Annotated in this window: 23 protein-coding genes; 6 read left to right on the forward strand and 17 right to left on the reverse strand. The window is 57.5% G+C overall.

Annotated features, from left to right (window positions below; genetic code table 11):
- Positions 1-18: 18 nt before the first annotated feature.
- The 5 genes from JNM42_RS09575 to coxB form a co-directional block, all read right to left on the reverse strand.
- Entirely contained in the window at positions 19-630 is a 612-nt protein-coding gene (locus tag JNM42_RS09575) for a cytochrome c oxidase assembly protein (protein ID WP_366504431.1), read from the reverse strand.
- A gap of 128 nt (positions 631-758) precedes the next feature.
- Positions 759-1,121, reverse strand: a complete 363-nt coding sequence (locus tag JNM42_RS09580) for a cytochrome c oxidase subunit II transmembrane domain-containing protein (RefSeq protein ID WP_294268704.1) — start codon at positions 1,119-1,121, stop codon at positions 759-761.
- Between the two features lie 101 nt (positions 1,122-1,222).
- Positions 1,223-2,059 (reverse strand): cytochrome c oxidase subunit 3, encoded by an 837-nt coding sequence (locus tag JNM42_RS09585; RefSeq protein WP_294268706.1) that lies wholly within the window; start codon positions 2,057-2,059, stop codon positions 1,223-1,225.
- Between the two features lie 16 nt (positions 2,060-2,075).
- Positions 2,076-3,668 (reverse strand): cytochrome c oxidase subunit I, encoded by a 1,593-nt coding sequence (ctaD, locus tag JNM42_RS09590; protein ID WP_294268707.1) that lies wholly within the window; start codon positions 3,666-3,668, stop codon positions 2,076-2,078.
- A 14-nt stretch (positions 3,669-3,682) separates the two neighbouring features.
- On the reverse strand, positions 3,683-4,942 hold the full coding sequence (gene coxB, locus JNM42_RS09595; protein ID WP_294268709.1) for a cytochrome c oxidase subunit II: 1,260 nt from the start codon (positions 4,940-4,942) through the stop codon (positions 3,683-3,685).
- Here coxB and JNM42_RS09600 point away from each other — a divergent pair.
- Positions 4,941-5,525 carry an SCO family protein gene (locus JNM42_RS09600; protein ID WP_294268711.1) on the forward strand — a complete coding sequence of 195 codons (585 nt, stop codon included), beginning with the start codon at positions 4,941-4,943 and terminating at the stop codon, positions 5,523-5,525. The two genes, coxB and JNM42_RS09600, sit on opposite strands and share 2 nt — an antisense overlap.
- 147 nt (positions 5,526-5,672) lie before the next feature.
- On the opposite strand, the gene JNM42_RS09605 is transcribed toward JNM42_RS09600, so the two are convergent.
- The 3 genes from JNM42_RS09605 to JNM42_RS09615 are packed head-to-tail and all read right to left on the reverse strand — an operon-like array spanning position 5,673 to position 8,138.
- On the reverse strand, positions 5,673-6,824 hold the full coding sequence (locus tag JNM42_RS09605; protein WP_294268712.1) for a THUMP domain-containing protein: 1,152 nt from the start codon (positions 6,822-6,824) through the stop codon (positions 5,673-5,675).
- 10 nt (positions 6,825-6,834) lie between these two features.
- Positions 6,835-7,257 carry a CopD family protein gene (locus JNM42_RS09610; protein ID WP_294268714.1) on the reverse strand — a complete coding sequence of 141 codons (423 nt, stop codon included), beginning with the start codon at positions 7,255-7,257 and terminating at the stop codon, positions 6,835-6,837.
- Positions 7,257-8,138, reverse strand: coding sequence for an SDR family oxidoreductase (locus JNM42_RS09615; RefSeq protein ID WP_294268716.1), 882 nt, complete (start codon positions 8,136-8,138; stop codon positions 7,257-7,259). The genes JNM42_RS09610 and JNM42_RS09615 overlap by 1 nt, the downstream gene beginning before the upstream one ends.
- A 108-nt stretch (positions 8,139-8,246) precedes the next feature.
- On the opposite strand from JNM42_RS09615, the gene JNM42_RS09620 reads away from it, so the two are divergent.
- Together JNM42_RS09620 and JNM42_RS09625 are read left to right on the forward strand one after the other, a co-directional pair.
- On the forward strand, positions 8,247-9,278 hold the full coding sequence (locus JNM42_RS09620) for a CDP-6-deoxy-delta-3,4-glucoseen reductase (protein WP_294268718.1): 1,032 nt from the start codon (positions 8,247-8,249) through the stop codon (positions 9,276-9,278).
- A gap of 41 nt (positions 9,279-9,319) precedes the next feature.
- Positions 9,320-10,495 carry an HDOD domain-containing protein gene (locus JNM42_RS09625; protein WP_294268720.1) on the forward strand — a complete coding sequence of 392 codons (1,176 nt, stop codon included), beginning with the start codon at positions 9,320-9,322 and terminating at the stop codon, positions 10,493-10,495.
- 110 nt (positions 10,496-10,605) lie between these two features.
- Here JNM42_RS09625 and JNM42_RS09630 read toward each other — a convergent pair whose 3' ends face one another.
- The 9 genes from JNM42_RS09630 to JNM42_RS09670 form a co-directional block, all read right to left on the reverse strand.
- On the reverse strand, positions 10,606-11,310 hold the full coding sequence (locus JNM42_RS09630) for an ABC transporter ATP-binding protein (RefSeq protein WP_294268722.1): 705 nt from the start codon (positions 11,308-11,310) through the stop codon (positions 10,606-10,608).
- Positions 11,303-12,073: an ABC transporter ATP-binding protein gene (locus JNM42_RS09635; protein ID WP_294268724.1), complete on the reverse strand. Its 771-nt coding sequence runs from the start codon at positions 12,071-12,073 to the stop codon at positions 11,303-11,305. Before JNM42_RS09635 ends, JNM42_RS09630 begins: the two co-directional genes overlap by 8 nt.
- On the reverse strand, positions 12,070-13,113 hold the full coding sequence (locus tag JNM42_RS09640; RefSeq protein ID WP_294268762.1) for an ABC transporter ATP-binding protein: 1,044 nt from the start codon (positions 13,111-13,113) through the stop codon (positions 12,070-12,072). The genes JNM42_RS09635 and JNM42_RS09640 overlap by 4 nt, the downstream gene beginning before the upstream one ends.
- Positions 13,114-13,181: 68 nt before the next feature.
- Positions 13,182-14,105, reverse strand: coding sequence for a branched-chain amino acid ABC transporter permease (locus tag JNM42_RS09645; protein ID WP_294268726.1), 924 nt, complete (start codon positions 14,103-14,105; stop codon positions 13,182-13,184).
- Between the two features lie 95 nt (positions 14,106-14,200).
- Positions 14,201-15,565 carry a branched-chain amino acid ABC transporter substrate-binding protein gene (locus tag JNM42_RS09650; protein ID WP_366504432.1) on the reverse strand — a complete coding sequence of 455 codons (1,365 nt, stop codon included), beginning with the start codon at positions 15,563-15,565 and terminating at the stop codon, positions 14,201-14,203.
- Between the two features lie 256 nt (positions 15,566-15,821).
- Positions 15,822-16,139, reverse strand: coding sequence for a c-type cytochrome (locus tag JNM42_RS09655; protein ID WP_294268728.1), 318 nt, complete (start codon positions 16,137-16,139; stop codon positions 15,822-15,824).
- Between the two features lie 215 nt (positions 16,140-16,354).
- Positions 16,355-18,211, reverse strand: coding sequence for a dihydroxy-acid dehydratase (ilvD, locus tag JNM42_RS09660; protein ID WP_294268730.1), 1,857 nt, complete (start codon positions 18,209-18,211; stop codon positions 16,355-16,357).
- 193 nt (positions 18,212-18,404) lie between these two features.
- Positions 18,405-18,692, reverse strand: coding sequence for a type II toxin-antitoxin system PemK/MazF family toxin (locus JNM42_RS09665; protein WP_294268732.1), 288 nt, complete (start codon positions 18,690-18,692; stop codon positions 18,405-18,407).
- Positions 18,693-18,765: 73 nt separating this feature from the next.
- Complete coding sequence (locus tag JNM42_RS09670; RefSeq protein ID WP_294268734.1) at positions 18,766-19,017, reverse strand: AbrB/MazE/SpoVT family DNA-binding domain-containing protein; 252 nt, start codon at positions 19,015-19,017, stop codon at positions 18,766-18,768.
- Between the two features lie 17 nt (positions 19,018-19,034).
- Here JNM42_RS09670 and JNM42_RS19470 point away from each other — a divergent pair, with 17 nt between their 5' ends.
- From JNM42_RS19470 to JNM42_RS09680, 3 genes are all read left to right on the forward strand, one after another.
- Positions 19,035-19,301: an SEC-C metal-binding domain-containing protein gene (locus tag JNM42_RS19470; RefSeq protein WP_366504433.1), complete on the forward strand. Its 267-nt coding sequence runs from the start codon at positions 19,035-19,037 to the stop codon at positions 19,299-19,301.
- 313 nt (positions 19,302-19,614) lie between these two features.
- Positions 19,615-20,412, forward strand: a complete 798-nt coding sequence (gene lgt / locus JNM42_RS09675; protein ID WP_294268736.1) for a prolipoprotein diacylglyceryl transferase — start codon at positions 19,615-19,617, stop codon at positions 20,410-20,412.
- Positions 20,413-20,450: 38 nt separating this feature from the next.
- Positions 20,451-21,839 (forward strand): malonyl-CoA decarboxylase, encoded by a 1,389-nt coding sequence (locus tag JNM42_RS09680; RefSeq protein WP_294268739.1) that lies wholly within the window; start codon positions 20,451-20,453, stop codon positions 21,837-21,839.
- Positions 21,840-21,879 lie beyond the last annotated feature (40 nt).

Below are 21,879 nucleotides of genomic sequence, written 5' to 3' on the forward strand. Positions count from 1 at the left end.
ATTCTCCAAAGACTTCAATCAGCGTAATGCAAGATTTTTCGCCGCTGATTTTGTGTCGGCTACAATGAAGAATGCATAGGCCAGGGTGATCGTACGGATATCCTTGTCCAGTTCCGGCTTGACAATGAAGGTCAGCGGCATTTCCTTCGTTTCACCCGGTGCCAAGGTCTGTTGCGCAAAGCAGAAACAGTCAAGTTTCTCAAAGTGTTGTGCTGCCAGTCCAGGGGAAACGCTGGGGATGGCCTGCCCGACGATGGTTTTGTCTGAAAGATTATGCACGCGGAATTTGGCCTGATGAAGTTCTCCAGGGTGCAGATCGAGGCTCGACGTCAAGGCCGTCATTTCCCAAGGCAGACCGGGCATTACGGTACCGATGAATTCGACCGTCACAGTGCGGCTGCTATCGATACTGGAAGGCGAAGACGTAAGCGGATTGCTGATGCCCGCAATACCTAGACTTCCAGGTTTTGCTCCAGTTTTGCCATTGAGACCCGTTACCTGGCAAAACACGTCGTACAGCGGCACCATGGCAAATCCGAATGCAAAGGCGAGAGCGATGACAACAAGCAGCTTGATCAGCAACTGCCGGTGGCTTCGCAAGGGCATCGGACTATTGACTGATACGGACATCGTTCAGTTTCTTAAAAACATTGTCAGGAGAAAAATAGCCAGGGCAATGGCGGCGAGAAGCAATCCCACAAGCCGATTGGCTGCACTGCGGCGAGCAAGTTCTTCGGGCGGAAGGTTTGCCACGGGTGTCATCGGAGTGCCTGCTGCCTGTTTGCTGAGCTTGATGTATCACTATTAATCTCAGAGCCTGTCGCAGGCGTGTTATTCGCCATTTCAGGCAAACTGGATGGCAGGTCCTGAGCGACCGCCAGTTCTATCTTTTTCTGCACAGACGAGTTGCGATCATTGGGAAGGTTGATCAGCGCAACGTCAATGTAGGCCAGGATGACGAATGGGACCAGTGCCCATAACCATTGCACTGTTCCTGTCGGTCCGGAGAACTTTGCAGTCAGGTGACCGCTAGTCTTGCGGTGCTTGACCAGTGAAAGAATCATGATCATGAATACCACCGCAAAGAGGGTGCTGACAAAGATCATGTAACCGTTATGCATCCTCAAGACAGGTTCTCCGGTTAGTCATTTCAAGCGAAGCTTGAAATGACATGGTGTTGACGGCAATAGGGCACGGAAGTTGGTGAAGTTTTTTCTGGAAACTACAAACAATAGACAAAAATGAACAGTAGCAGCCAGACTACGTCCACAAAGTGCCAGTACCAAGCGACTGCTTCGAATGCAAAATGTCGTCCAGGAGTGAAGTGGCTGGCCAGCGAACGAAAAAGTATGACGATGAGCATGACTGTCCCCAGTATTACGTGAAAGCCATGGAAACCGGTCAGCATGAAAAAGGTTGCACCGAAGATCCCGTCGCGCAGTGTGAAATCCAAAACAACATACTCATACCACTGCAGGCCGATGAACAGGATGCCCAGAGCGATGGTCAGTGCCAGTCCAAGCTTGAGCTGAGATTGCTTGTCCTTCTGGAGACCCCAGTGCGCCCAGGTCAAGGTGACCCCAGATGTCAAAAGGATCAAGGTATTAAGCGCCGGTATGCCCCAGGCGTGAACAGGCGTGATTACAGTTTTCAAGCCCGGCCCGGCCGTTGGCCACGCTGCAACAAAGCCCGGCCACAAGCTCTGCGCGTCTTCAAGCATTGGTACCGCGATATTTCGGGCATAGAAAAGTGCCCCAAAAAAGCCGGCAAAGAACATGACTTCGGAAAAAATGAACCACGCCATGCCCCACCGGAAAGACGCATCTTCCTGACCAGCATACTTGCCTGAAATGCTTTCATTGATGACGGCGCCAAACCAGCCGAACAGCATGATGAGCAGAATCCCGGCGCCGAGGGCCATGACATAGGGACCAATAGCCGTCTTGTTGAGCAACAGTGCGAAGCCGGTAGCCAAGGTAAGCAGGGCAATCGACCCAACGAGCGGCCAGATTGAAGGTGGCGGTACGTAATAGGCATTGTTGTTGGTGTGTGTTTGCATGGTAATCTCCCTTGGCCTACTTCACGAGCGGTGGGGTGACGAATGAGTGGTATGGAGGCGGAGAACTGAGCGTCCATTCGAGAGTATCGGCCCCATCCCATGGCCGATTGCCCGCCGGTGCGCCACCGCGCGCACATTTGATCACAATGTACAGGAACAGCAGTTGACTGGCGCCAAGAAGGAAGCCGCCAACGCTGGCAATTGCATTGAAATCGGCGAACTGCAATGCATAGTCGGGAATTCGCCTCGGCATCCCGGCCAGACCGAGAAAGTGCATCGGGAAGAAGGTGATGTTGAAAGCAATAGCGGTCACCCAGAAGTGCACCTTGCCCAACTTTTCATCGTACATGTGGCCGGTCCATTTCGGTAGCCAGTAATACACGCCGGCCATTATGGCCATTGCGGACCCTGAGAAAAGTACGTAGTGGAAATGGGCGACCACGTAATAGGTGTCCTGCAACTGGATATCCACGGGCACCAGAGCCAGCACAAGTCCACTGAAGCCACCGAGCGTAAACAGGATGACAAAAGCCAGTGAAAAGAGCATGGGAGTTTCGAGCGTAATCGAGCCGCGCCACAGGGTCGCTACCCAGTTGAAGACCTTGATTCCAGTAGGAATCGAGATCAGCATGGTGGCGTACATGAAGAAGAGCTGTCCGCCAAGCGGCATACCGGTGGTGAACATGTGGTGCGCCCAGACGATAAAGGAAAGAATGGCGATTGAGGCCACCGCATAAACCATCGAAACATAGCCGAACAACGGCTTGCGGGCAAAAGTCGGGAGGATGGTTGAGACAATGCCGAAAGACGGCAGGATCATGATGTACACCTCGGGGTGACCAAAGAACCAGAAAACGTGCTGGAACATGATCGGGTCGCCGCCACCGGCGGCGTCAAAGAAATGCGTCCCAAAATTACGGTCTGTCAGCAGCATGGTGATCGCGCAGGCTAGTACCGGCATCACGGCTACCAGCAGGAAGGCCGTGATCAGCCAGGTCCAGACGAACAAGGGCATTTTCATCAAGGTCATTCCCGGAGCACGCATGTTGAGTATGGTGACGATGATGTTGATTGCACCCATGATCGACGAAATACCCAGAATATGAACAGACAAAATCGATATGTCATAAGCAATACCGCCCTGCATGTAGAGCGGGGGGTACATTGTCCAGCCGCCGGAAATCGCACCGCCAGGTACGAAAAATGTGGCGATGAGGAGAGTGCCTGCTGCCGGTAGCAGCCAGAAACTCCAGTTGTTGAGGCGAGGGAAAGCCATGTCGGGGGCGCCGATCATCAACGGCACCTGCCAGTTGGCGAAACCGACGAGTGCAGGCATGATGGCTCCGAAAATCATGATCAGGCCGTGCATCGTAGTGAGTTGGTTGAAGACGCCGGGCTGGAAATATTGCAGGCCTGGCTGAAACAGTTCAGCACGGATCAGCATGGCCAGCGCACCGGCAAAGAAAAACATGAACAGGCTGAACCACAGGTAGAGGCTGCCAATGTCCTTGTGGTTGGTACTGGTCAGCCAGCGCATAAAACCTTCGGGGGCGTGATCGTGATCGTGGTCGTGGTGACCCGTGGCGTCATTAACAGTCGTAGTATTCATTATCAGACTCCTTTTTACTTGCGCCGGGCGGCGACGTCGGCCGGCTGTACCAGATCACCCGTCTTGTTGTCCCATTTATTGCGTTCGTAGGTGACGACTGCGGCGATATCAAGATCGGACAACTGCTTGCCAAAGGCGGCCATGGCCGTTGGCGATTTGCCATTGAGAACCATGTCGATGTGTCCTGCCACATCGCCCGTGGCGATTTTTGAACCGCTCAGTGCAGGAAATGCGCCAGGAATTCCCACGCCGTTGGCTTGGTGGCAGGCAGCGCAATTCGCGGTGTAGACCTTTTCTCCGATCGCGTTCAGCTCAGCCATCTGGTACGTCTTGCCCGCGTTGGCGGCCGCAGCGGCGACCAGGGCTTTCTGCTCCTGCTTCCAGGCGTCGAATTTCTCAGGAGTTACCACCTCCACGACGACCGGCATGAAGCCGTGTTTAACGCCGCACAATTCGGCGCACTGGCCACGATAGATGCCTGGTTGGTCGACCTTGAACCAGGTGTCGCGGATGAAACCTGGTATGGCGTCCTGCTTGACACCAAAGGCTGGAACCCACCACGCGTGAATTACATCGTTAGAGGTCAACACCAGGCGAACCTTCTTGCCGGCAGGTACCACCAGCGGGCGGTCAACTTCAAGAAGATAGTGCTCTCCCTTGGGCTGCTCCCCGTCAATCTGCGCTTGCGGTGTTGAGGAATTGCTCATGAAGCGGATGTTGTCGCCGAGATATTCGTATTCCCACTTCCACTGGTATCCTGTTACCTTGATTGTCAGATCCGACTTGCTGACATCTTTCATCGACACCACCAGCTTTGTCGCTGGCCAAATCATGCTGATCAGGATAAGGATAGGGATGACGGTCCAGATGATTTCGACAGCGAGGTTATCGTGAAATTTTGCAGCCTGATGGCCTACAGATTTGCGGTGCTTTAGCAAGGCGATGGCCATCGGAATAAACACAACGACAAGGATCGCGCAGCAGATCCAGAGAATCAATGTGTGCAGGTCGTAAATATCCTGAGCCACGCCGGTAGCCGGCGTCGGCAGATTCAGCGCAAAGTCAGCTCGGGCCAGTGCAGGAGCCAATCCGGCAAGCAGGGCAAACAGGATACGAATTGTCCACGTACAATAGGTATGTCCGGCACGCGGGTCGGGGTATTTTGGTATGCTCAAGTTTGTTCCTCCCATACTTTTTAGAATTACTAATGGTGCGACATTCTGCCACATCTTCAATAAAAATTCATTGAAGTTTTTGATTTTAGTCAATGACATGTTACGGGTTTTCCTGCTTATTTTTTTCTTCGGCCTGGCCGGCTGCAGTGAGCGAACACCGCCGGCTTTCCGCAACACAGACATCAGCGGAGCAGAGTTCGGACGCTCCCTGGCACTAAAGAATCATCAAGGGAAACTGACATCGCTGGCTGACTTTCAGGGCAAGGCCGTGGTCATTTTCTTCGGTTACACGTCCTGCCCGGACGTCTGCCCGACGACGTTGGCGCGCTTTGCCGAAGTGATGAAGCAGCTTGGCAGCGATGCGGGCCGCGTGCAGGTGCTCTTCGTCACCATCGACCCGGAGCGCGATACCCCGGAAATGCTCGCTGCCTATGTGCCGTGGTTCAATTCCTCGTTCATCGGCCTCTACGGCGACAAAGCGAGTACCGAAGCTGCGGCACGGGAATTCAAGGTGTTTTTTGCGCGGAGCAAGGGCAGCGAGGGCATGGGTTATGTGATCGACCATTCGGCAGGCGCCTACGTCTTCGACCCGGCCGGAAGAATCCGGCTCTATGTCAAGGACGATGCGTCCGTCGAAACCATTGTCAGCGATCTGAAACGTCTGCTGCATGCGGCCAGTTGAAGGGTGGCTAAGGCCTGCGCCGCCATTAATTGCAACAGCCTGTCCTGGAGCACCATGCTACATTGAGTGCATGGAAGCTCTGCCTCACTGCAATCGCGTTGCCAATGCACGTCCTGTTTTCCGCTCAGGTCCGTACATGGAATCCTCTCAGCGCCGGTTGCTTCCTGCCACCATCTTGAACTCGAACAAGCGGCATTCAATGGCGCCGTTGTAGAGCAGTGTTTTTTTGCCTGGCGTCAGGCGCATCAATTTGGGCAGACGCATGTCGGCGCTCAGCAGATAACAGTTCCAGCCGGCGAAATGGCGCTTGAGCGCGCTGCCCAGAGGCGGGTAGAAGGCGGCGAGTTCGTCCTGTTCCGAAAGGCGTTCGCCGTAGGGCGGGTTGGCGACCATGATGCCGGGGTCAGGGCCATTGTTCGCCGGGGCGTCGATTGTCAGCACATCGCCTGAACTCAGCGTGACGGCAGGCAACAATCCGGCGCGGTCGAGGTTGGCCAACGACGCGCGCACGGCGACCGGCGAAATGTCGCTGCCGTAGATCTGGGCATTGGCCGCCGGTTTCTCGGCGTCCATGGCGGTGTCGAGCTGGTTTTTCCACTGGTCGAGCTGGAAGTTTTTCAGGCGCTGGAAACCGAAGTCGCGTCCTGCACCTGGAGCGATGTTGAGCGCCATCTGCGCCGCTTCAAGCAGGAAGGTGCCGCTACCGCACATCGGGTCGAGCAGGGGCGAGCCGGGTTGCCAGCCCGAGAGGCGCAGGATGCCGGCCGCCACATTCTCCTTGAGTGGCGCTTCCACCGTCTTTTGGCGCAGCCCGCGCTGGTAGAGCGGCGCGCCCGAGGTGTCGATATAGAGCGTGCATTCGGTGGCGGAAATGAAGCCGTGGATACGAACGTCGGGCTCGCGCGTGTCGACGCTGGGGCGTTTGCCGCTATCGGCACGAAAGCGGTCGCAAATCGCGTCCTTGATGCGCAGGGTAATGAACTCAAGGCTCCTGAGCGGGCTTTTGACTGCGGTGACATCGACGCGGATCGTCTGCCCGAAGCCAAACCAGGTCGGCCAGGGTGTATCGAGCGCCAGACGGTAGATGTCGTCTTCCCTGGCGTAGTGGCCATGGGCGACACGCCACAGGATGCGGGTCGCGATACGCGAATGCAGGTTGGCGGCATAGCAATTTGGCCAGTCGGCGACAAAATGCACGCCGCCCGGAATCGGCTTCGGATCGCTGACACCCAAAGCAACGAGGTCTTCCGCAAGCAGGGGTTCAAGACCACGCGGACAACTGGCAAAAAACGTTTCCAAAGCGGCGTTCCTAGAAAGGTTTGAGAACAACGAGCAAGGTCACGACGAGCAGCACGATCACCGGAACTTCGTTGAACCAGCGGAACCAGACGTGGTTGTGCGTGTTACTCCCGGCCTGGAAACTGTGCAACAACTTTCGACAATACAGGTTATAGACAACGAGGCCGGCTACCAGCGTCGTCTTGGCGTGCAGCCAGCCGCCTGAAATGCCAAAGCCCAACCACAGCCAGAGGCCGAGAGCGATGGCCAGGTAACCAATCGGTGTCATGAAACGATAGAGCTTGCCAGCCATCAGCAACAGGCGCTCACACTCGGCGGTACTTTCAGGCGGCACCATCGCCAGGTTGACGAAGATGCGCGGCAGGTAAAAGAGGCCGGCAAACCAACTGACGACCAGCACGATATGCAGCGCTTTGACGACCAGGTAATCCATCACAGTTTCCTTTCTTGCCAGGCCGCATTGACGCCATCTACAACCAGCGGGTAGCGCAATTTTGCCCGGAGTTCCCTTTTGATGCGGCGGTTGTCGAGCCGGCGTGATTCGCTCATGAATGACAGTTGCAGAGGTGACATCAGTTTTTGCGCCTCGCTGCGCGAGATGCGCGGTGCGCGCGGCAGGCCGAAGCGCTCGGCGACAAGGTCGAAGTAGTCGCCCATCTTCAGTACGGAGTCATCGCTCGCGTTGTAGCAGCGGTTGGCGCGTCCGAAACGTAGCGCCGCGCAGGTCAGCATGGCCAGGTCGTCAGCGTGGATGTGATTGGTGAACACATCGTCATCAACCTGCAGTACGCTGGTGCCCTTTTGCAGGCGTTCGATCGGCAGGCGCTCGGCAGCGTAGATGCCGGGTGCACGCAGTATGCTGACGCAAACGCCGCTACGCAAGCCAAAGCGCCGCAACTGGCGTTCGGCATCAACACGACGCGTGGCGCGGGCGCTGGTCGGGTGCAGTGCTCGCGTTTCGTCGATGTGCGCTCCGGCACAGTCGCCATAAACGCCGCTAGTACTGATGTAAATCAGTCGCTGTGGTAGACTTTTACCCCGATTCAGCGCCGCGAGCAGCCTGCGCGTGCGGGTATCCACGGTGCCGCGCTCGGGAGGCGGCGCAAAATGCAACACGATGTCTGCCAGACCGCCGATGCGCCGCAAACTGGAGGCACGATCAAGATCGGCAAGGAGGGGACAGGCGCCCCTGGCGCGCCAGTAGGCAAACTGCGTCGGGTCACGCAGCAAGGCGAAGACGCGATAATGGCCGAGCAGACGGGGCAAGGTTCGGCGAGCCACATCACCGCAGCCGACGATCAGAAGTTTTTGCACGGCGCAATTTTACCGGATTCATCCTTATTAACGCAGGGAATGCAGAGAGAAAACAAGAAGGGCAGAGGATTGCAGAAAAAATGCCGCTCAAACCTTCAGGGAGATTCAATGGGGTTCAGGATTAACATTCAGCCGGGCCAGCACACTTTTCAGGCCGAGGTGGGCGAGACCATACTTGACGCTGCGCTGCGCCAGGGGCTGATGCTGCCGTACGGCTGTCGCGACGGCGCCTGTGGGTCGTGTCGCGGGAAAGTGTTGAGCGGGCAGGTTGATCATGGCAAGGCGCCGATAGATACGCTGAGCGAAGCTGATCGCAGTGCGGGATGGGCGCTTTTCTGCTGCGCCAGGGCGCTGGGCGAGTTGTCCATCGAGAGTAGGGAGTTGCGCTCTGCGCAAGAGGTGCCGGTCAAGACCCTGCCAGCGCGGGTGCAGAAACTTACACGTGCTGCACATGATGTAATGATCGTCGAACTCAAACTGCCGGCCGCTGAGCGACTTCAGTTTTTCGCCGGTCAATACATCGAAATTCTGCTCAAGGAAGGCCGGCGTCGGGCGTTCTCGCTGGCCAATGCGCCGCATGACGATGCATGCCTGCAACTTCATATCCGGCATGCGCCGGGCGGGCAGTTTACCGATCATGTGTTCAACACCATGAAGGAGCGCGACATCCTGCGCCTGAACGGGCCGCACGGCAATTTCTATCTGCGCGAGGATTCTGTAAAACCGATGCTGCTGGTAGCCGGTGGAACCGGTTTCGCACCGATCAAGGCCATTGTCGAACACGCCATAGCGGAGAAATCAACTCGTTCAATGGAAATCTACTGGGGCGGGCGCGAGCGTGCCGACCTCTACCTGTTGCCGGTGGCTGAACGGTGGGCGCTTGAGCAGCCCGTCATTCGCTTTGTTCCAGTGCTGTCTGATACGCCCCAGTGTGAAAAGTGGAGTGGGCGAATCGGTTTCGTGCATGCGGCGGCCATGCAGGATTTTCCTGATCTTTCAGGTCATCAGGTGTATGTTTGCGGTTCGCCGGCAATGGTAGCTGCAGCGCGACGGGATTTTGTCGGACACTGCAAGCTGCCGGAAAACGAGTTTTTCGCCGATTCCTTCGAATTTGCCAACGACGACTTGAGCAGCGTATAGAATCAGCGCAGGAATCCGTCCAATTTTACAGGATCATCGCCATGCCGGATGTCTTTGTTACCCGTCAGCCTCTGGTCAATCGCCAGAGCAAAATAATCGCTACCCGTCTGACGCTGCACCTCGAAGGCGGGGCAACGACGAAGGATGCAGCCAATACCTTGAGCGCTCTGGCCGAGTTCTGGCCGCAAGGCGAAAAACTGGTATTTATCAATCCCGGAAATACACCCTGCACAGCGGCTTTGTTCGAATGGCAGATCCCGGCCAATGCCACCATCGAAGTTCGCTCAGCGTCGCTGCTGGAGCCGGGATCCGAAGCTTTCATTGCTGCCTTGCAGGCCGCCCAATCATCGCTTTGTCTGGTTTACGATGCTCAGGCGCAGGCCGCTTTGGCTGCCGGTATTCCGTTCCGTTTTATCGCTTTCGATGCGCAGCGCCATACCCCGGCGCAACTCAGGATTCTGGCCACGCAGACGCAGCCCTTTGGTATCGGTGTGGCATTCAACGTCAATGACGGACCGGCCTTTCAAGCCTGTCTCGACGCCGGGGTGAATGCCGCTGCGAGCTGGTTTTTCACCCATCCGACAAAAGCTCCGGCCAAGGCGCTCAACTCCGGGCAGGCGCAGATCGTTCGCGTCCTCAATCTGGTGCGCAAGAATGCCGATGTCAAGGAAATCGAAGCGGCACTGAAACAGGATGTCGCCCTCTCCTACAAACTTCTGCGCTACATCAATTCGGCCGGTTTCGGCCTGTCTTGCGAGGTACAGTCCTTCCGTCATGCGGTGACCATCCTAGGTTACAACAAGCTCAATAAATGGCTTTCACTGTTGCTGGCCACCGCGAGCAAGGATCCGATGGCGCCAGCACTTATGCACACGGCATTGACCCGAGCGCGCTTGATGGAAGTGCTGGCAAACGGTCTGGTGGATTCGCAGGAATATGACAATCTGTTCATTACCGGCGCATTCTCGATGCTTGACGCCTTGCTCGGTGTGGCTATGGAAAAGGTGCTTGAGTCAATGAGCCTGCCGGAGCCCATCAGCGATGCCCTGCTCGGGAATGGCGGGGTTTATGCACCCTTCCTTGAATTGGCAAAAGCGAGTGAGAGCGATGATGGAAATGCCATTGCTGAACAGGCGGGGATGCTCGGCCTGACCGCCGTGCAGTTCAACCGCGCGCAGATGCAGGCGCTGTCTTTTGCCGATACGATGGAGTTGTGAAACTGATTTGTAAGCTCATGAAATGATCCTGGTCTGGTTACGGTAGCGCAGAATAAAACCTTGGGTGCAGAGCCAGCCCTGCAAAGTGCAAACCGGGTAGCGCTCGCTCCCTATTCGCCCAGATAGGCCTCGCGCACCCTGGGGTTGGCGAGCAGGTTCGCGGCTTCATCGGTGAGCGTAATCTCGCCGCTTTCCATGACATAGCCGCGCTGGCTGACTTCCAGTGCCAGCTTGGCGTTCTGCTCGACCAGCAGAACCGTCATTCCCTCATTGGCCACCGTGCGAATCACCTCGAAAATCTTTTGCGTCATGAGTGGAGCCAGACCCATCGAAGGCTCATCGAGCAGCAGCAGTTTGGGGCGACTCATCAGCGCGCGGCCAATAGCCAGCATCTGTTGTTCACCGCCGGACAGGGTCCCGGCCAATTGCTGCGCTCGTTCCTTGAGGCGCGGGAATAGCGAGAAGACGTGTTCGCGATCGGCGCTGATCCCTTCCTTGTCATGGCGTGTGTAGGCGCCCATCAGCAGGTTCTCGACGATACTCATGCGCGGGAATACGCCGCGTCCTTCCGGCACCAGTGCGATGCCTTCGCAAATCAGTTGATGCGCCGGTAACGCCGAGATTTCCTTGCCGCAATAGCGAACGCTGCCCCCCGCCGCATTGAGCAGGCGGGACAGGGCCTTGAGCGTGCTCGTCTTGCCGGCCCCATTGGCGCCTATCAGCGCGACCATCTCGCCCTGCTTGACATGGAAGGTGATGCCGCGCACCGCCTGAATGCCGCCGTAGGCGACGCGAAGTCCGGTTACCTCAAGCAATGCTGCCTCCCAGATAGGCTTCGATGACCTTGGGGTCTTTTTGCACCAGCGAAGGTACGTCTTCGCAGATTTTTTCACCGTAGTCGAGCACCGCCACGCGGTCACACAGTCCCATCACCAGTTTGACATCGTGTTCGATGAGCAGGACAGTGATGCCATCCTTGCGGATACCCTCAATCAGCTCGCGCAAGCTGGCAGTTTCAGTACCATTCATGCCGGCCGCCGGTTCGTCGAGCGCCAGCAGCTTGGGGTCGGTGGCCAGCGCTCGCGCGATTTCAAGACGGCGCTGGTCGCCGTAGGAAAGGTGACGGGCCAGATCGTCCGCGCGGTCGGCGATATTGACGTAATTGAGCAGTTCCTCGGCACGACGCCGGATGGCGGCTTCTTCCCTTGTCGTGCGGCGGTCATGCAGGACGGCACCAAACACGCCGGCGTGGGTACGGACGTGGCGTCCGACCATGACGTTTTCCATTGCCGTCATGTTGCCGAACAGCCGGATATTCTGGAAAGTGCGGGCTATGCCAAGCTTGGCTACCTTGTGCGGTGCGCTGGCCTGCAGCTTCTCGCCGGCAAAGATGAGTTCGCCGCCATCGGGGTGATAGAGGCCGGTGAGGACGTTGAAAAAGCTCGTCTTGCCGGCGCCGTTGGGCCCGATCAGACCATAAATCTCGCCTTGCCTGATGGTTAGCGAGACATTGCGCAAGGCCGTCACGCCGCCAAAGTGTTTGTCAATGGCACGCGCTTCGAGGAGTGTGCTGCTCATTCCCCTTCTTTCAACACATCGTTGGTCGAATCGCCCCTGAACTCGCGCCGGCGAGTAGTCGATGGCCAGAGGCCGGCCGGGCGATAGAGCATGACGACAATCAGCGCCAGACCGAAGAGCAGCATGCGCAGAGCTTCTGGGTCGAGCAGGATTTTACCAAAGATGGCCACTTGAACCGGGCCGGAACCGTGGCGAAAAATTTCCGGAAGGATGGTCAGCAATATGCCGCCCAAGATGACGCCGGGGATGTTGCCCATGCCGCCGAGCACCACCATGCACAGCACCATGACGGATTCCATCAGGTTAAAGGATTCGGGGCTGACAAAGCCCTGGAAGCCGGCAAACAGGCCGCCGGCGACGCCGCCAAAGCTGGCGCCCATAGTGAAGGCCAGCAGCTTGATATTGCGTGTGTTGATACCGCAGGATTTGGCCGCGATCTCATCCTCTCGGATGGCCACCCAGGCGCGGCCGATGCGTGAGTTTTCCAGACGGATCGTGACAAAGACGATGAATAGGGCGAGGGCGAGGAAAAGGTAGTAATAGGCGTGTAGCGAGGGGAGGGTGAAGCCAAAAAGACTGATCGGTTTGGCCAGCGTGAAACCGCCGAGATGAATCGGATCGATTCCGGAAATGCCTTGCGGCCCGTTGGTGATATTGACCGGCGCGTTGAGGTTGTTCAGGAAAATACGCACGATCTCGCCAAAGCCGAGCGTGACGATGGCCAGGTAGTCGCCACGCAAACGCAGCGTTGGCGCGCCGAGCAGCGCACCGAAAATTCCGGCGAGTGCGGCGCCGGCCGGGATGATCACCCAGACCGGCAAATGCAGCCCGAAGTGCGGGCTGGCAAGCAGCGCATAGAGATAGGCGCCGACCGCGTAAAAGGCAATATAGCCAAGGTCGAGCAAACCGGCGAAACCGACCACAATGTTCAGACCAAGGGCCAGCATGATGTAGAGCAGTGCAAAATTAAGGATGCGCAGCCAGGAGTTGCCCAGCCCGCTACCGATGATGAAAGGCAGTACGGCGAGCGCAATGCCCATGATGACGGTGGCCGCAATGACCATGCGTTTGTCGGTACGCAGGGCGTTGAGTGAGGACATTGATGTCATCAGGCACGCTCCGAGACTTTTTCACCAACCAGTCCCGAGGGGCGGAAAATCAACACGCCGATCAGCACGAAGAAGGCGAAAATGTCCTGATAGTGACTACCAAGGAAGCCGCCGGTCAGGTCACCGATGTAGCCTGCGCCCAGTGACTCGATCAGGCCGAGCAGAATGCCGCCGAGCACGGCGCCGGCGATGTTGCCGATGCCGCCGAGCACAGCCGCCGTAAAGGCTTTCAGTCCGAGCATGAAACCCATGTAGTAATGGGCAATCGAATAGTTGGCGCTGACCATCAGGCCGGCTACCGCTGCCAGCGCCGAGCCGATGATGAAGGTGATCGAGATGATCTGGTTGATGTTGACGCCCATCAACTGGGCAATCGACGGGTTTTCAGAAGTCGCGCGCATGGCACGGCCGAGTCGGGTGCGGTGGATGAGAACGATCAGGCCGGCCATCATCAGGGTGGCGATGAGCACAATGGCCACCTGCAGGGTGGTAATGGTTGCGCCGAAAACATCATGCGCCGAGGTCGGCAGAATCGGCGGAAATGCGTGGTAGTTGCGCCCCCAGATCAGCATGGAGAGGTTTTGCAGGACGATGGAAACACCGATGGCGGTAATCAGTGGAGCTAGCTTGGGTGCGTGGCGCAAAGGCCGGTAGGCGATGCGTTCGATACTGAAGCCAACCGCCATGCAAACCACAGCCGCCGCCGCAAGAGCGAGCAGGATGATGATGAACACCGGCAATCCGCTATTGGCGAGCAACTTGATCACCGTCAGGGCAACCATGGCGCCGATCATGACGACCTCGCCATGGGCAAAATTGATCAGCCCCATGATGCCGTAAACCATCGTGTAGCCGAGCGCAACCAGCGCATAGATGCTGCCGAGAACGAGGCCGTTGATGATTTGCTGGATGAAGATGTCCATCGGAACGGAGCGCCTGAAGTGCTTCTAAAACGTTATGGAAAGGAGAACAAACAAACGGCACCCTCAGGTGCCGTTTGCCCGATTAGTTGCTGCGCTTACTTCTTCTCAACTGCCGCCTTGGCGGCAGCAGCATCCTTGCTTACTTCAGCCGCTACTTTGGAGCCTTCCTTGGCGGCATCCTTCATCGCGTCCTTGGCGGCGTCGCCGGTCGCCACAGCGGCATCCTTCACCGCCGTAGCCGCCTCCTTGACGGCCTCCTTGACCTCTGCAACGACTGAGCCGCCAATGGTCTCGCGGTACTCCCACTTGCCGTCCTTGACCTGATAGAGGCTGATGGCGCCGCCCTTGAGGTCACCCTTGTCATCAAACTGAATCTTGGTGGTGACACCCTGATAGTCGGACTTGCCGATTTCCGGCAGGAATTTCGCCGATTCAACCGAATTGGCACGTTTCATCGAGTCGACCATGACCATTACGGCATCATAGACGTACGGGGCATAGAGCTGGATCTGCCCATATTTGGCGTTGAATGCATCGCCGAAGGCCTTGCCGCCCGGCATCTGGTCGAGCGGTACGCCTGGCAGCGAGCAGAACTGGCCTTCGCTGGCCGCACCGGCGAGTTTGATGTATTCCGGCGTGCAGCCGCCGTCGCCGGTAAGGAATTTCGCTTTCAAACCGAGCGACTTCATCTGCTTGGTCATCGGACCGCCTTGAGCATCCATGCCACCATAGAAGAGCACGTCAGGCTTCTTCGACTTGATCTTGGTCAGGATAGCAGCAAAATCGGTAGCCTTGTCGGTGGTGAATTCGCGCGTGACGACCTTGCCGCCGCTGGCGACGACGGCTTTTTCAAACTCGTCGGCCAGACCCTGGCCGTAGGCCGTGCGGTCGTCGATGATGGCAACCGTCTTGCCGGCCAATTGCTTGGTGGCAAACCCGCCGAGCACTTTGCCCTGCTGGACGTCGTTGGCCATGACGCGGAAGGCGGTGGCAAAGCCCTGTTGCGTATACTTCGGATTGGTTGCCGAACCGGAAATCTGCGGAATTCCGGCATCGAAATAAATCTTGGAGGCCGGGATCGTGGTGCCTGAATTGAGGTGACCAATCACGCCGCTGACCTTGGCGTCGACCAGCTTCTGGGCGACGATGGTGCCCTGTTTCGGGTCGGCCTGGTCGTCTTCCGGAACGAGCACGAACTTGATCTTGGCGCCGCCGATTTCGAGACCTTTGGCATTCAGTTCGTCGATCGCCATACGCGCGCCGTTCTCGTTGTCCTTGCCGAGGTGGGCCTGCGGGCCGGTCAGCGGAGCCACGTGACCGAGTTGAACGGTCACTTCGGGCTTCGGTGGTGGCGGCGGCGGTACCGGGGCGGCTACGGGCGCCGGAGCGGGCGCTGGCTTGGGTTCTTCCTTCTGACCGCAGCCGATCATGGCAACAGCGGCAGCGATAGCAAGAGTCATGCTGGGAATGCGCGAGTACGACATGTTTTTTTACCTCCAGAAGCGGTTTGAATGAAAGGGAACGGACTGACAGGCCGATTCTGCTGACCAATCATAATGATGTCAATGTAAAAGTTGGGCTTGATACAGCAAGTGCACAACGTCGAGCAAATGCCACGCCGGAGGAAACCGGTCGCGAAAAGTCAGCACTCCGTAGACAACAAGACCGGCAACAACCGGTCTTGATAGTGCGCAGGACATAGACGCCAGGCAAGAATCACTTCATGCTGAGAATCCACTGGACCAGCTTGGTTGATTCGGCAGGCGTGACCGATGCGTTTGGCGGCATCGGGATTTCACCCCAGACACCCTTGCCACCCTTGATGACTTTTTCGGACAGCTTGGCTTCGGCATCCTTCTGCCCGGCGTATTTCTTGGCGACATCCTTGTAGGACGGGCCGACGAGCTTCTTGTCGACCGCATGACAAGCCAGGCAGTTCTTTGACTTGGCCAAGGCTTCTTCGTCAGCCGCCTGTGCTGCACCAGCGGACAAAATGCCAGCCGCGACCAGCAGGGATAGGGTGATTGTCTTCATTTGTTCTCTCCGTTGAAATGAAAGGTAATTGCCACTGGATGATGATCATATTCCACTTTGCTACCAAAGCTCAAGGGCGGCGTGGGTTAGCAGCAGGAACAAGCAAGTTTAACGCGAGTGCATGAAATTAAGTTGACCAACAGGCGGCTGCATCAATGTTTAAAAAACCGGCAAGCATCACCCTGGCGCAAAGTAAGCGTGATGGCCACATCAACTCATCGGCGCTTGAAAAGGCTGAGGTCGCGAACGGCACCGGTCGATGCGGACGAAGCCATCAGCCCATAGACCTGCAGCGCTTGGGAAACGACGCGCGTGCGTGCAGCCGCCGGCTGCCAGCTCTGTTCGCCCCTGGCCTCCATCGCCGACCGTCGTTGTTTCAATTCGGCATCGGAGACGGCCAGATGAATGCGCCGCCCGGGAATGTCGATTTCAATGGTGTCGCCCTCTTCGACCAGGCCGATGCTGCCGCCTTCTGCGGCTTCCGGGGAGACGTGGCCGATTGACAGCCCGGAGGTGCCACCCGAGAAGCGTCCGTCAGTGAGCAGCGCGCATGCTTTACCCAGCCCCTTGGATTTGAGGTAGGAGGTCGGGTACAGCATCTCCTGCATACCTGGCCCGCCCTTCGGGCCTTCATAGCGGATCACGAGCACATCGCCGGCGACGATCTGGTCGGCGAGAATGGCTTCTACCGCAGCATCCTGGCTTTCAAAAATCCGCGCCTTGCCGGTGAACGTCCAGATGCTTTCATCGACGCCCGCCGTCTTAACGATACAGCCGTCCTGCGCGATGTTGCCAAAGAGTACGGCCAGGCCGCCCTCCTGCGAGTAGGCATTCGAGCGGTCGCGAATGCAGCCGTGGGTGCGGTCGAGGTCAAGCTCCGGGTAGCAACGATCCTGAGAGAATGCCGTCTGCGTCGGGACGCCACCGGGAGCCGCCTTGTAAAACGTGGACACCTTTAGATCGTGAGCGCGGATCGTATCCCAGATAGCAATGGCCTCGCCCAGCGTTTTGCTGTGCACGGTCGGTACATCAAGGTGCAGCAGCCCGCAACGCTCAAGCTCGCCGAGAATCCCGAAGATACCGCCGGCACGATGCACGTCCTCGATGTGGTACTTGTCGGTCATCGGCGCCACCTTGCACAGACAGGGCACATTGCGCGAGATACGGTCGATGTCGTTCATCGTGAAGTTGACGCCGGCTTCCTGCGCCGCTGCCAGCAGGTGCAGAACGGTATTGGTCGAGCCGCCCATCGTGACGTCGAGCGTCATGGCGTTTTCAAACGCGGCGAAGGAGCCGATGGCGCGCGGCAGCACCGAGGCATCATTCTGCTCGTAATAGCGGCGGCAGAGTTCGACGATCTGCCGTCCGGCCTTGAGGAAGAGTTCCTTGCGCTCGGCGTGGGTGGCGACCAGCGTGCCGTTTCCTGGCAACGCGAGTCCTAGCGCTTCGGTCAGGCAGTTCATCGAGTTGGCGGTGAACATGCCGGAGCAGGAACCGCAGGTCGGGCACGCCGAGCGTTCGATTTCAGCAAGATCGGCATCCGAAATGCTGCTGTCGACGGCCTTGACCATGGCATCGACCAGGTCGATGGTGATCTTCTTGCCGGCCAACTGGACTTTGCCGGCTTCCATCGGGCCGCCGGAGACGAAGATGGCCGGGATGTTTACACGCATTGCCGCCATCAGCATGCCCGGCGTGATCTTGTCGCAATTCGAGATACAGACCATGGCGTCGGCGCAATGCCCGTTGACCATGTACTCGACCGAATCGGCGATCAGTTCGCGCGAGGGCAGCGAGTAGAGCATACCGTCGTGCCCCATGGCGATGCCGTCGTCGATGGCGATGGTGTTGAACTCCTTGGCAATGCCACCGGCCGCTTCAATTTCGCGCGCCACCAGTTGTCCCAGGTCCTTGAGATGAACGTGTCCCGGAACAAACTGGGTGAAGGAATTGACCACGGCAATGATCGGCTTCCCGAAATCGCCGTCCTTCATTCCGGTAGCGCGCCAAAGGGCGCGTGCGCCAGCCATATTGCGACCATGGGTCGAGGTGCGGGAACGATAATCAGGCATGGTGAATCTCCAGAACAATTACGATCGGAATCGAATCGCCAATTCTACCGAAGAAGTGATGTATTGAGTTTGTCGGCTATCGCCCTACAGGTACGGAGCGCACGGAAAATTCCAACTTGCTGCGCCCGACCTCCGGGCAGATGGCTTTCCCACTGCAACAGGCGCGAAAACACCAAGGCTTGATCGATGCAGGCTACGCCATTTGCATGATCTGATTGAGTACCGCACATACCTCGAAAAACTGCGAATCCGGCAGCCGTTTCAGCCGATGGGGTGAAGCCTCGCGGATGCGCCAGTCAAAGGACTTGGGTTGGTGGCACAGCACGTAGCTGGTCTTGCCGGCCTTGGCGGCGCCGATAGCCAGGGCAAAGGGATTGTCTGCATTGTATGCAGCCGTGGTCATCGGCAAGCCAATGACCGGCGAAGACCGTGCGATGTAGGCGCGTGGTGAGAGTACGAGGAAAGGATGGCGGTCTCGCACCTCCCGGCCGGCCTGCAGTCGATCCAGATGATGTCCTGCCGATCGGGAATCCAGTCAGCTTTTGCTTTGGCCACTACCAACGCTCGGCTCCCAGCGGCGTGCCGACCATGGACTCGCCGCCGTGACGCAGGGGATCGAAGCCGGTCAGGCGCTGCTCAAGCGTCAGTGGAGCGTCGGCCATCGGTGAAATGATGACTTGCCCAGCCTCGACGGAAACCCGCACCCGCTGGTCGTCATGGAAATTTGCCTCGCGTACCAATGCCGCAGGCAAGCTTACGCCCAGATTGTTCCCCCAGTGCTTGATGTGAAGAATGGCTTCAGTCATGGCGCGACGCCTCGTAAATGCAAATACGCAGTATCGACGTTGCTCTGCGTGATGGCAACCCGGTCTGTGCTACAGCGATACGATGCAAGGCTTGCGTTCAGTGGAGTATAGTTGCCAAGTTGCTGTTTCAAGGTTTTGCCACCAAGTTGGCATGCATCGTGCGCGCAGCACCGAAGATTGCTCGCAACGATCCTTGCCATTGCGGTAGCGACCGTGAATTCAAGAAGTGTTACTGCGCTCCGGTTTGCGTTTGTGGCCATTTTGGCGCCGGACTGCCGTGTTGATTTTGCCAGGGACTATGCCAGTAAATTCACCTGCAAGATCCCTGGAAGCCAGGCCGATTGGCGTTCTGCAATGACGGAAGCCGAACTGCCAAAAATACGCCACTCTTTGGGGAATGGGCTTGTCGATCGTATGTTCATTCAGCCTGCAAGGCTAGTTAGTTGATACGCTTGTCTACCAACAAGCTTGATAAATTCATCCTCGTCATTCCGGGCTTGACCCGGAATCCAGAGGTGTACCCCAAGTAGCTTCCTGTGCACGCGCACTACTGGATACCAACCTGCGCCGGAATGACGGCTATTTATTGAGTACGAAATGTTGATTCATCCTCAATTTGACCCAATTGCCTTCTCGCTTGGCCCGCTGGCTGTCCGTTGGTATGGCCTGATGTATCTGCTGGCCTTTTTCCAGTTCTGGTGGCTAGGCAAGCTTCGTATCCAGACGCATCCGCAATTGTCGCAGGCCGGCTGGACCGTACAGCAACTCGACGACCTGCTGTTCTACGGCGTACTCGGCGTTATTCTTGGCGGTCGCCTGGGGCAGGTGCTGTTTTACGAGCCCGGTTACTACCTGGCCCATCCGTTTGAAATCCTGGCGGTATGGAAGGGGGGCATGTCCTTTCATGGTGGCTTTCTCGGTGTGCTGGTGGCGATGGGGCTGTACGCGCGCAAGACCCGGCGAACCTGGCTCGACATTACCGACTTCATCGCGCCGCTGGTGCCTCTCGGGCTGGCCAGCGGACGTATCGGCAACTTCATCAACGGCGAGTTGTGGGGGCGCGTCTGTGACCCGGCACTGCCGTGGGCGATGGTTTTCCCGCAGGTTGACAATCTGCCGCGCCACCCCTCGCAGCTTTATCAGGCGGGACTCGAAGGCGTGTTGCTCTTCATCATTCTGTGGTTCTTTTCGCGTGCTGCGCGAGCACGTGGCGCCGTTTCCGGAATGTTTCTGATCGGTTATGGCAGCTTGCGCTTTATTGCCGAGTTTTTCCGCACGCCGGATGATGGTATCTTCGGACTCTCGGAGGTGATCAGCATGGGGCAGTGGCTGTCTTTGCCGATGATCCTGATCGGCGTCGCCATGCTCGTCTGGTCATCGCGAAGAGGAAACTGAAGAGATTTCAACAGCAAAGCAAGTCGGAGAAAAATTACATGCCCGTTGGAATAGTTGCACGGGGTATAAAAAAGGTTCGCAAGCTGCTAAGTGAGCAGCCCGGTGCCGGTGGCCTCAATGAAAGGGAACTGGCCCAGATACGCGAACAACTCAAGGATTGCGCAGCCGGCCTCGGGGGCGAAGTGTCAGCCCGGCAACGTGCGGCGCGCCTTGCCGACACCTATCTTGGCCTTTACGATAGCGGTCGCTCTGCAATCCTGCGCGTCATCGCTACTGAATTCGGCCCGGATCCGAAAGCGGTAGCGAAGGCGCACGCCCGTTATCAGGAAGCGCTTGGCACCGATGCGCAATGGGCGGCAGAGTCTGAACTGCGCGCTGCCATGCGCTCGGCCCGACTGCGCATCCTGACCCAGTTCAACGCACTGCCTCATGGGATGCATTTTGTCCTCGATATGCGTGCCGATCTGCTGCGCTATCAGAACAAGGATCCCGCACTGCGTGCTTTTGACCGAGAAATCGAAACCCGGCTCGGAGCATGGTTCGATGTTGGCTTCCTTGAACTGCAACGTATTTCATGGAACTCGCCGGCGCTGTTACTGGAAAAACTTTTCGAATACGAGGCGGTGCATGAGATTCGCTCGTGGAGCGACCTGAAGAACCGTCTCGATACAGATCGCCGCTGCTACGCCTTTTTCCATCCGCGTATGCCAATGGAGCCGCTGATCTTCATCGAGGTAGCACTGGTCGATGATCTGGCCGACAACGTTCAGACCTTGCTCGATGAACATGCACCGGTTTTCGATGCACAGCGCGCCAGGACTGCCATCTTCTATTCGATTTCGAACACTCAGGTCGGTTTGCGCGGTGTGACCTTCGGCAACTTCCTGATCAAGCGCGTGGTTGATGATTTGAAGCGAGACTTTCCACGGCTGGTGACCTTTGCCACGCTTTCGCCGATTCCGACATTGCGGCGCTGGGCGGAGAAGAATCCCGAAGCCTGGTCACGGGCTTTCAGTGCGGACATGGTCAAGCGTGTAGCCCGCCATGCTGGCTCAACGGGGGCTGTCCTAAATAGTGCGGAGGACATTCGAAACTTGCTGGCCGATGATGCCTGGGTCACCGATAGCCGTCTGGCGCGTGCCTTGCAGCCCGGATTAACCCGGTTGGTCGCCTACTATCTCCTTTGTGCCAAAGCCGGCGAGCGTCCCTATGATCCGGTGGCCCGATTCCATCTCGGCAATGGTGCGCGTATCGAGCGCATCAACACCCTCGCCGATAATTCGGCAAATGGATTGCAACAATCCTACGGATTGATGGTCAATTATCTCTACGACCCGGACGCCATTGAATCCAATCTGGAGGCTTATTCGCGCGAAGGCGTAGTCGCAACCTCGGGCGCCGTAAGGCGGGCGGGGCATTCAACTTAGATTCAGGAGTTATTCGGGTATTGTCCATAAATGCGATGCT

Source organism: Propionivibrio sp. (genome assembly GCF_016790145.1).
GTDB lineage: Bacteria > Pseudomonadota > Gammaproteobacteria > Burkholderiales > Rhodocyclaceae > Propionivibrio.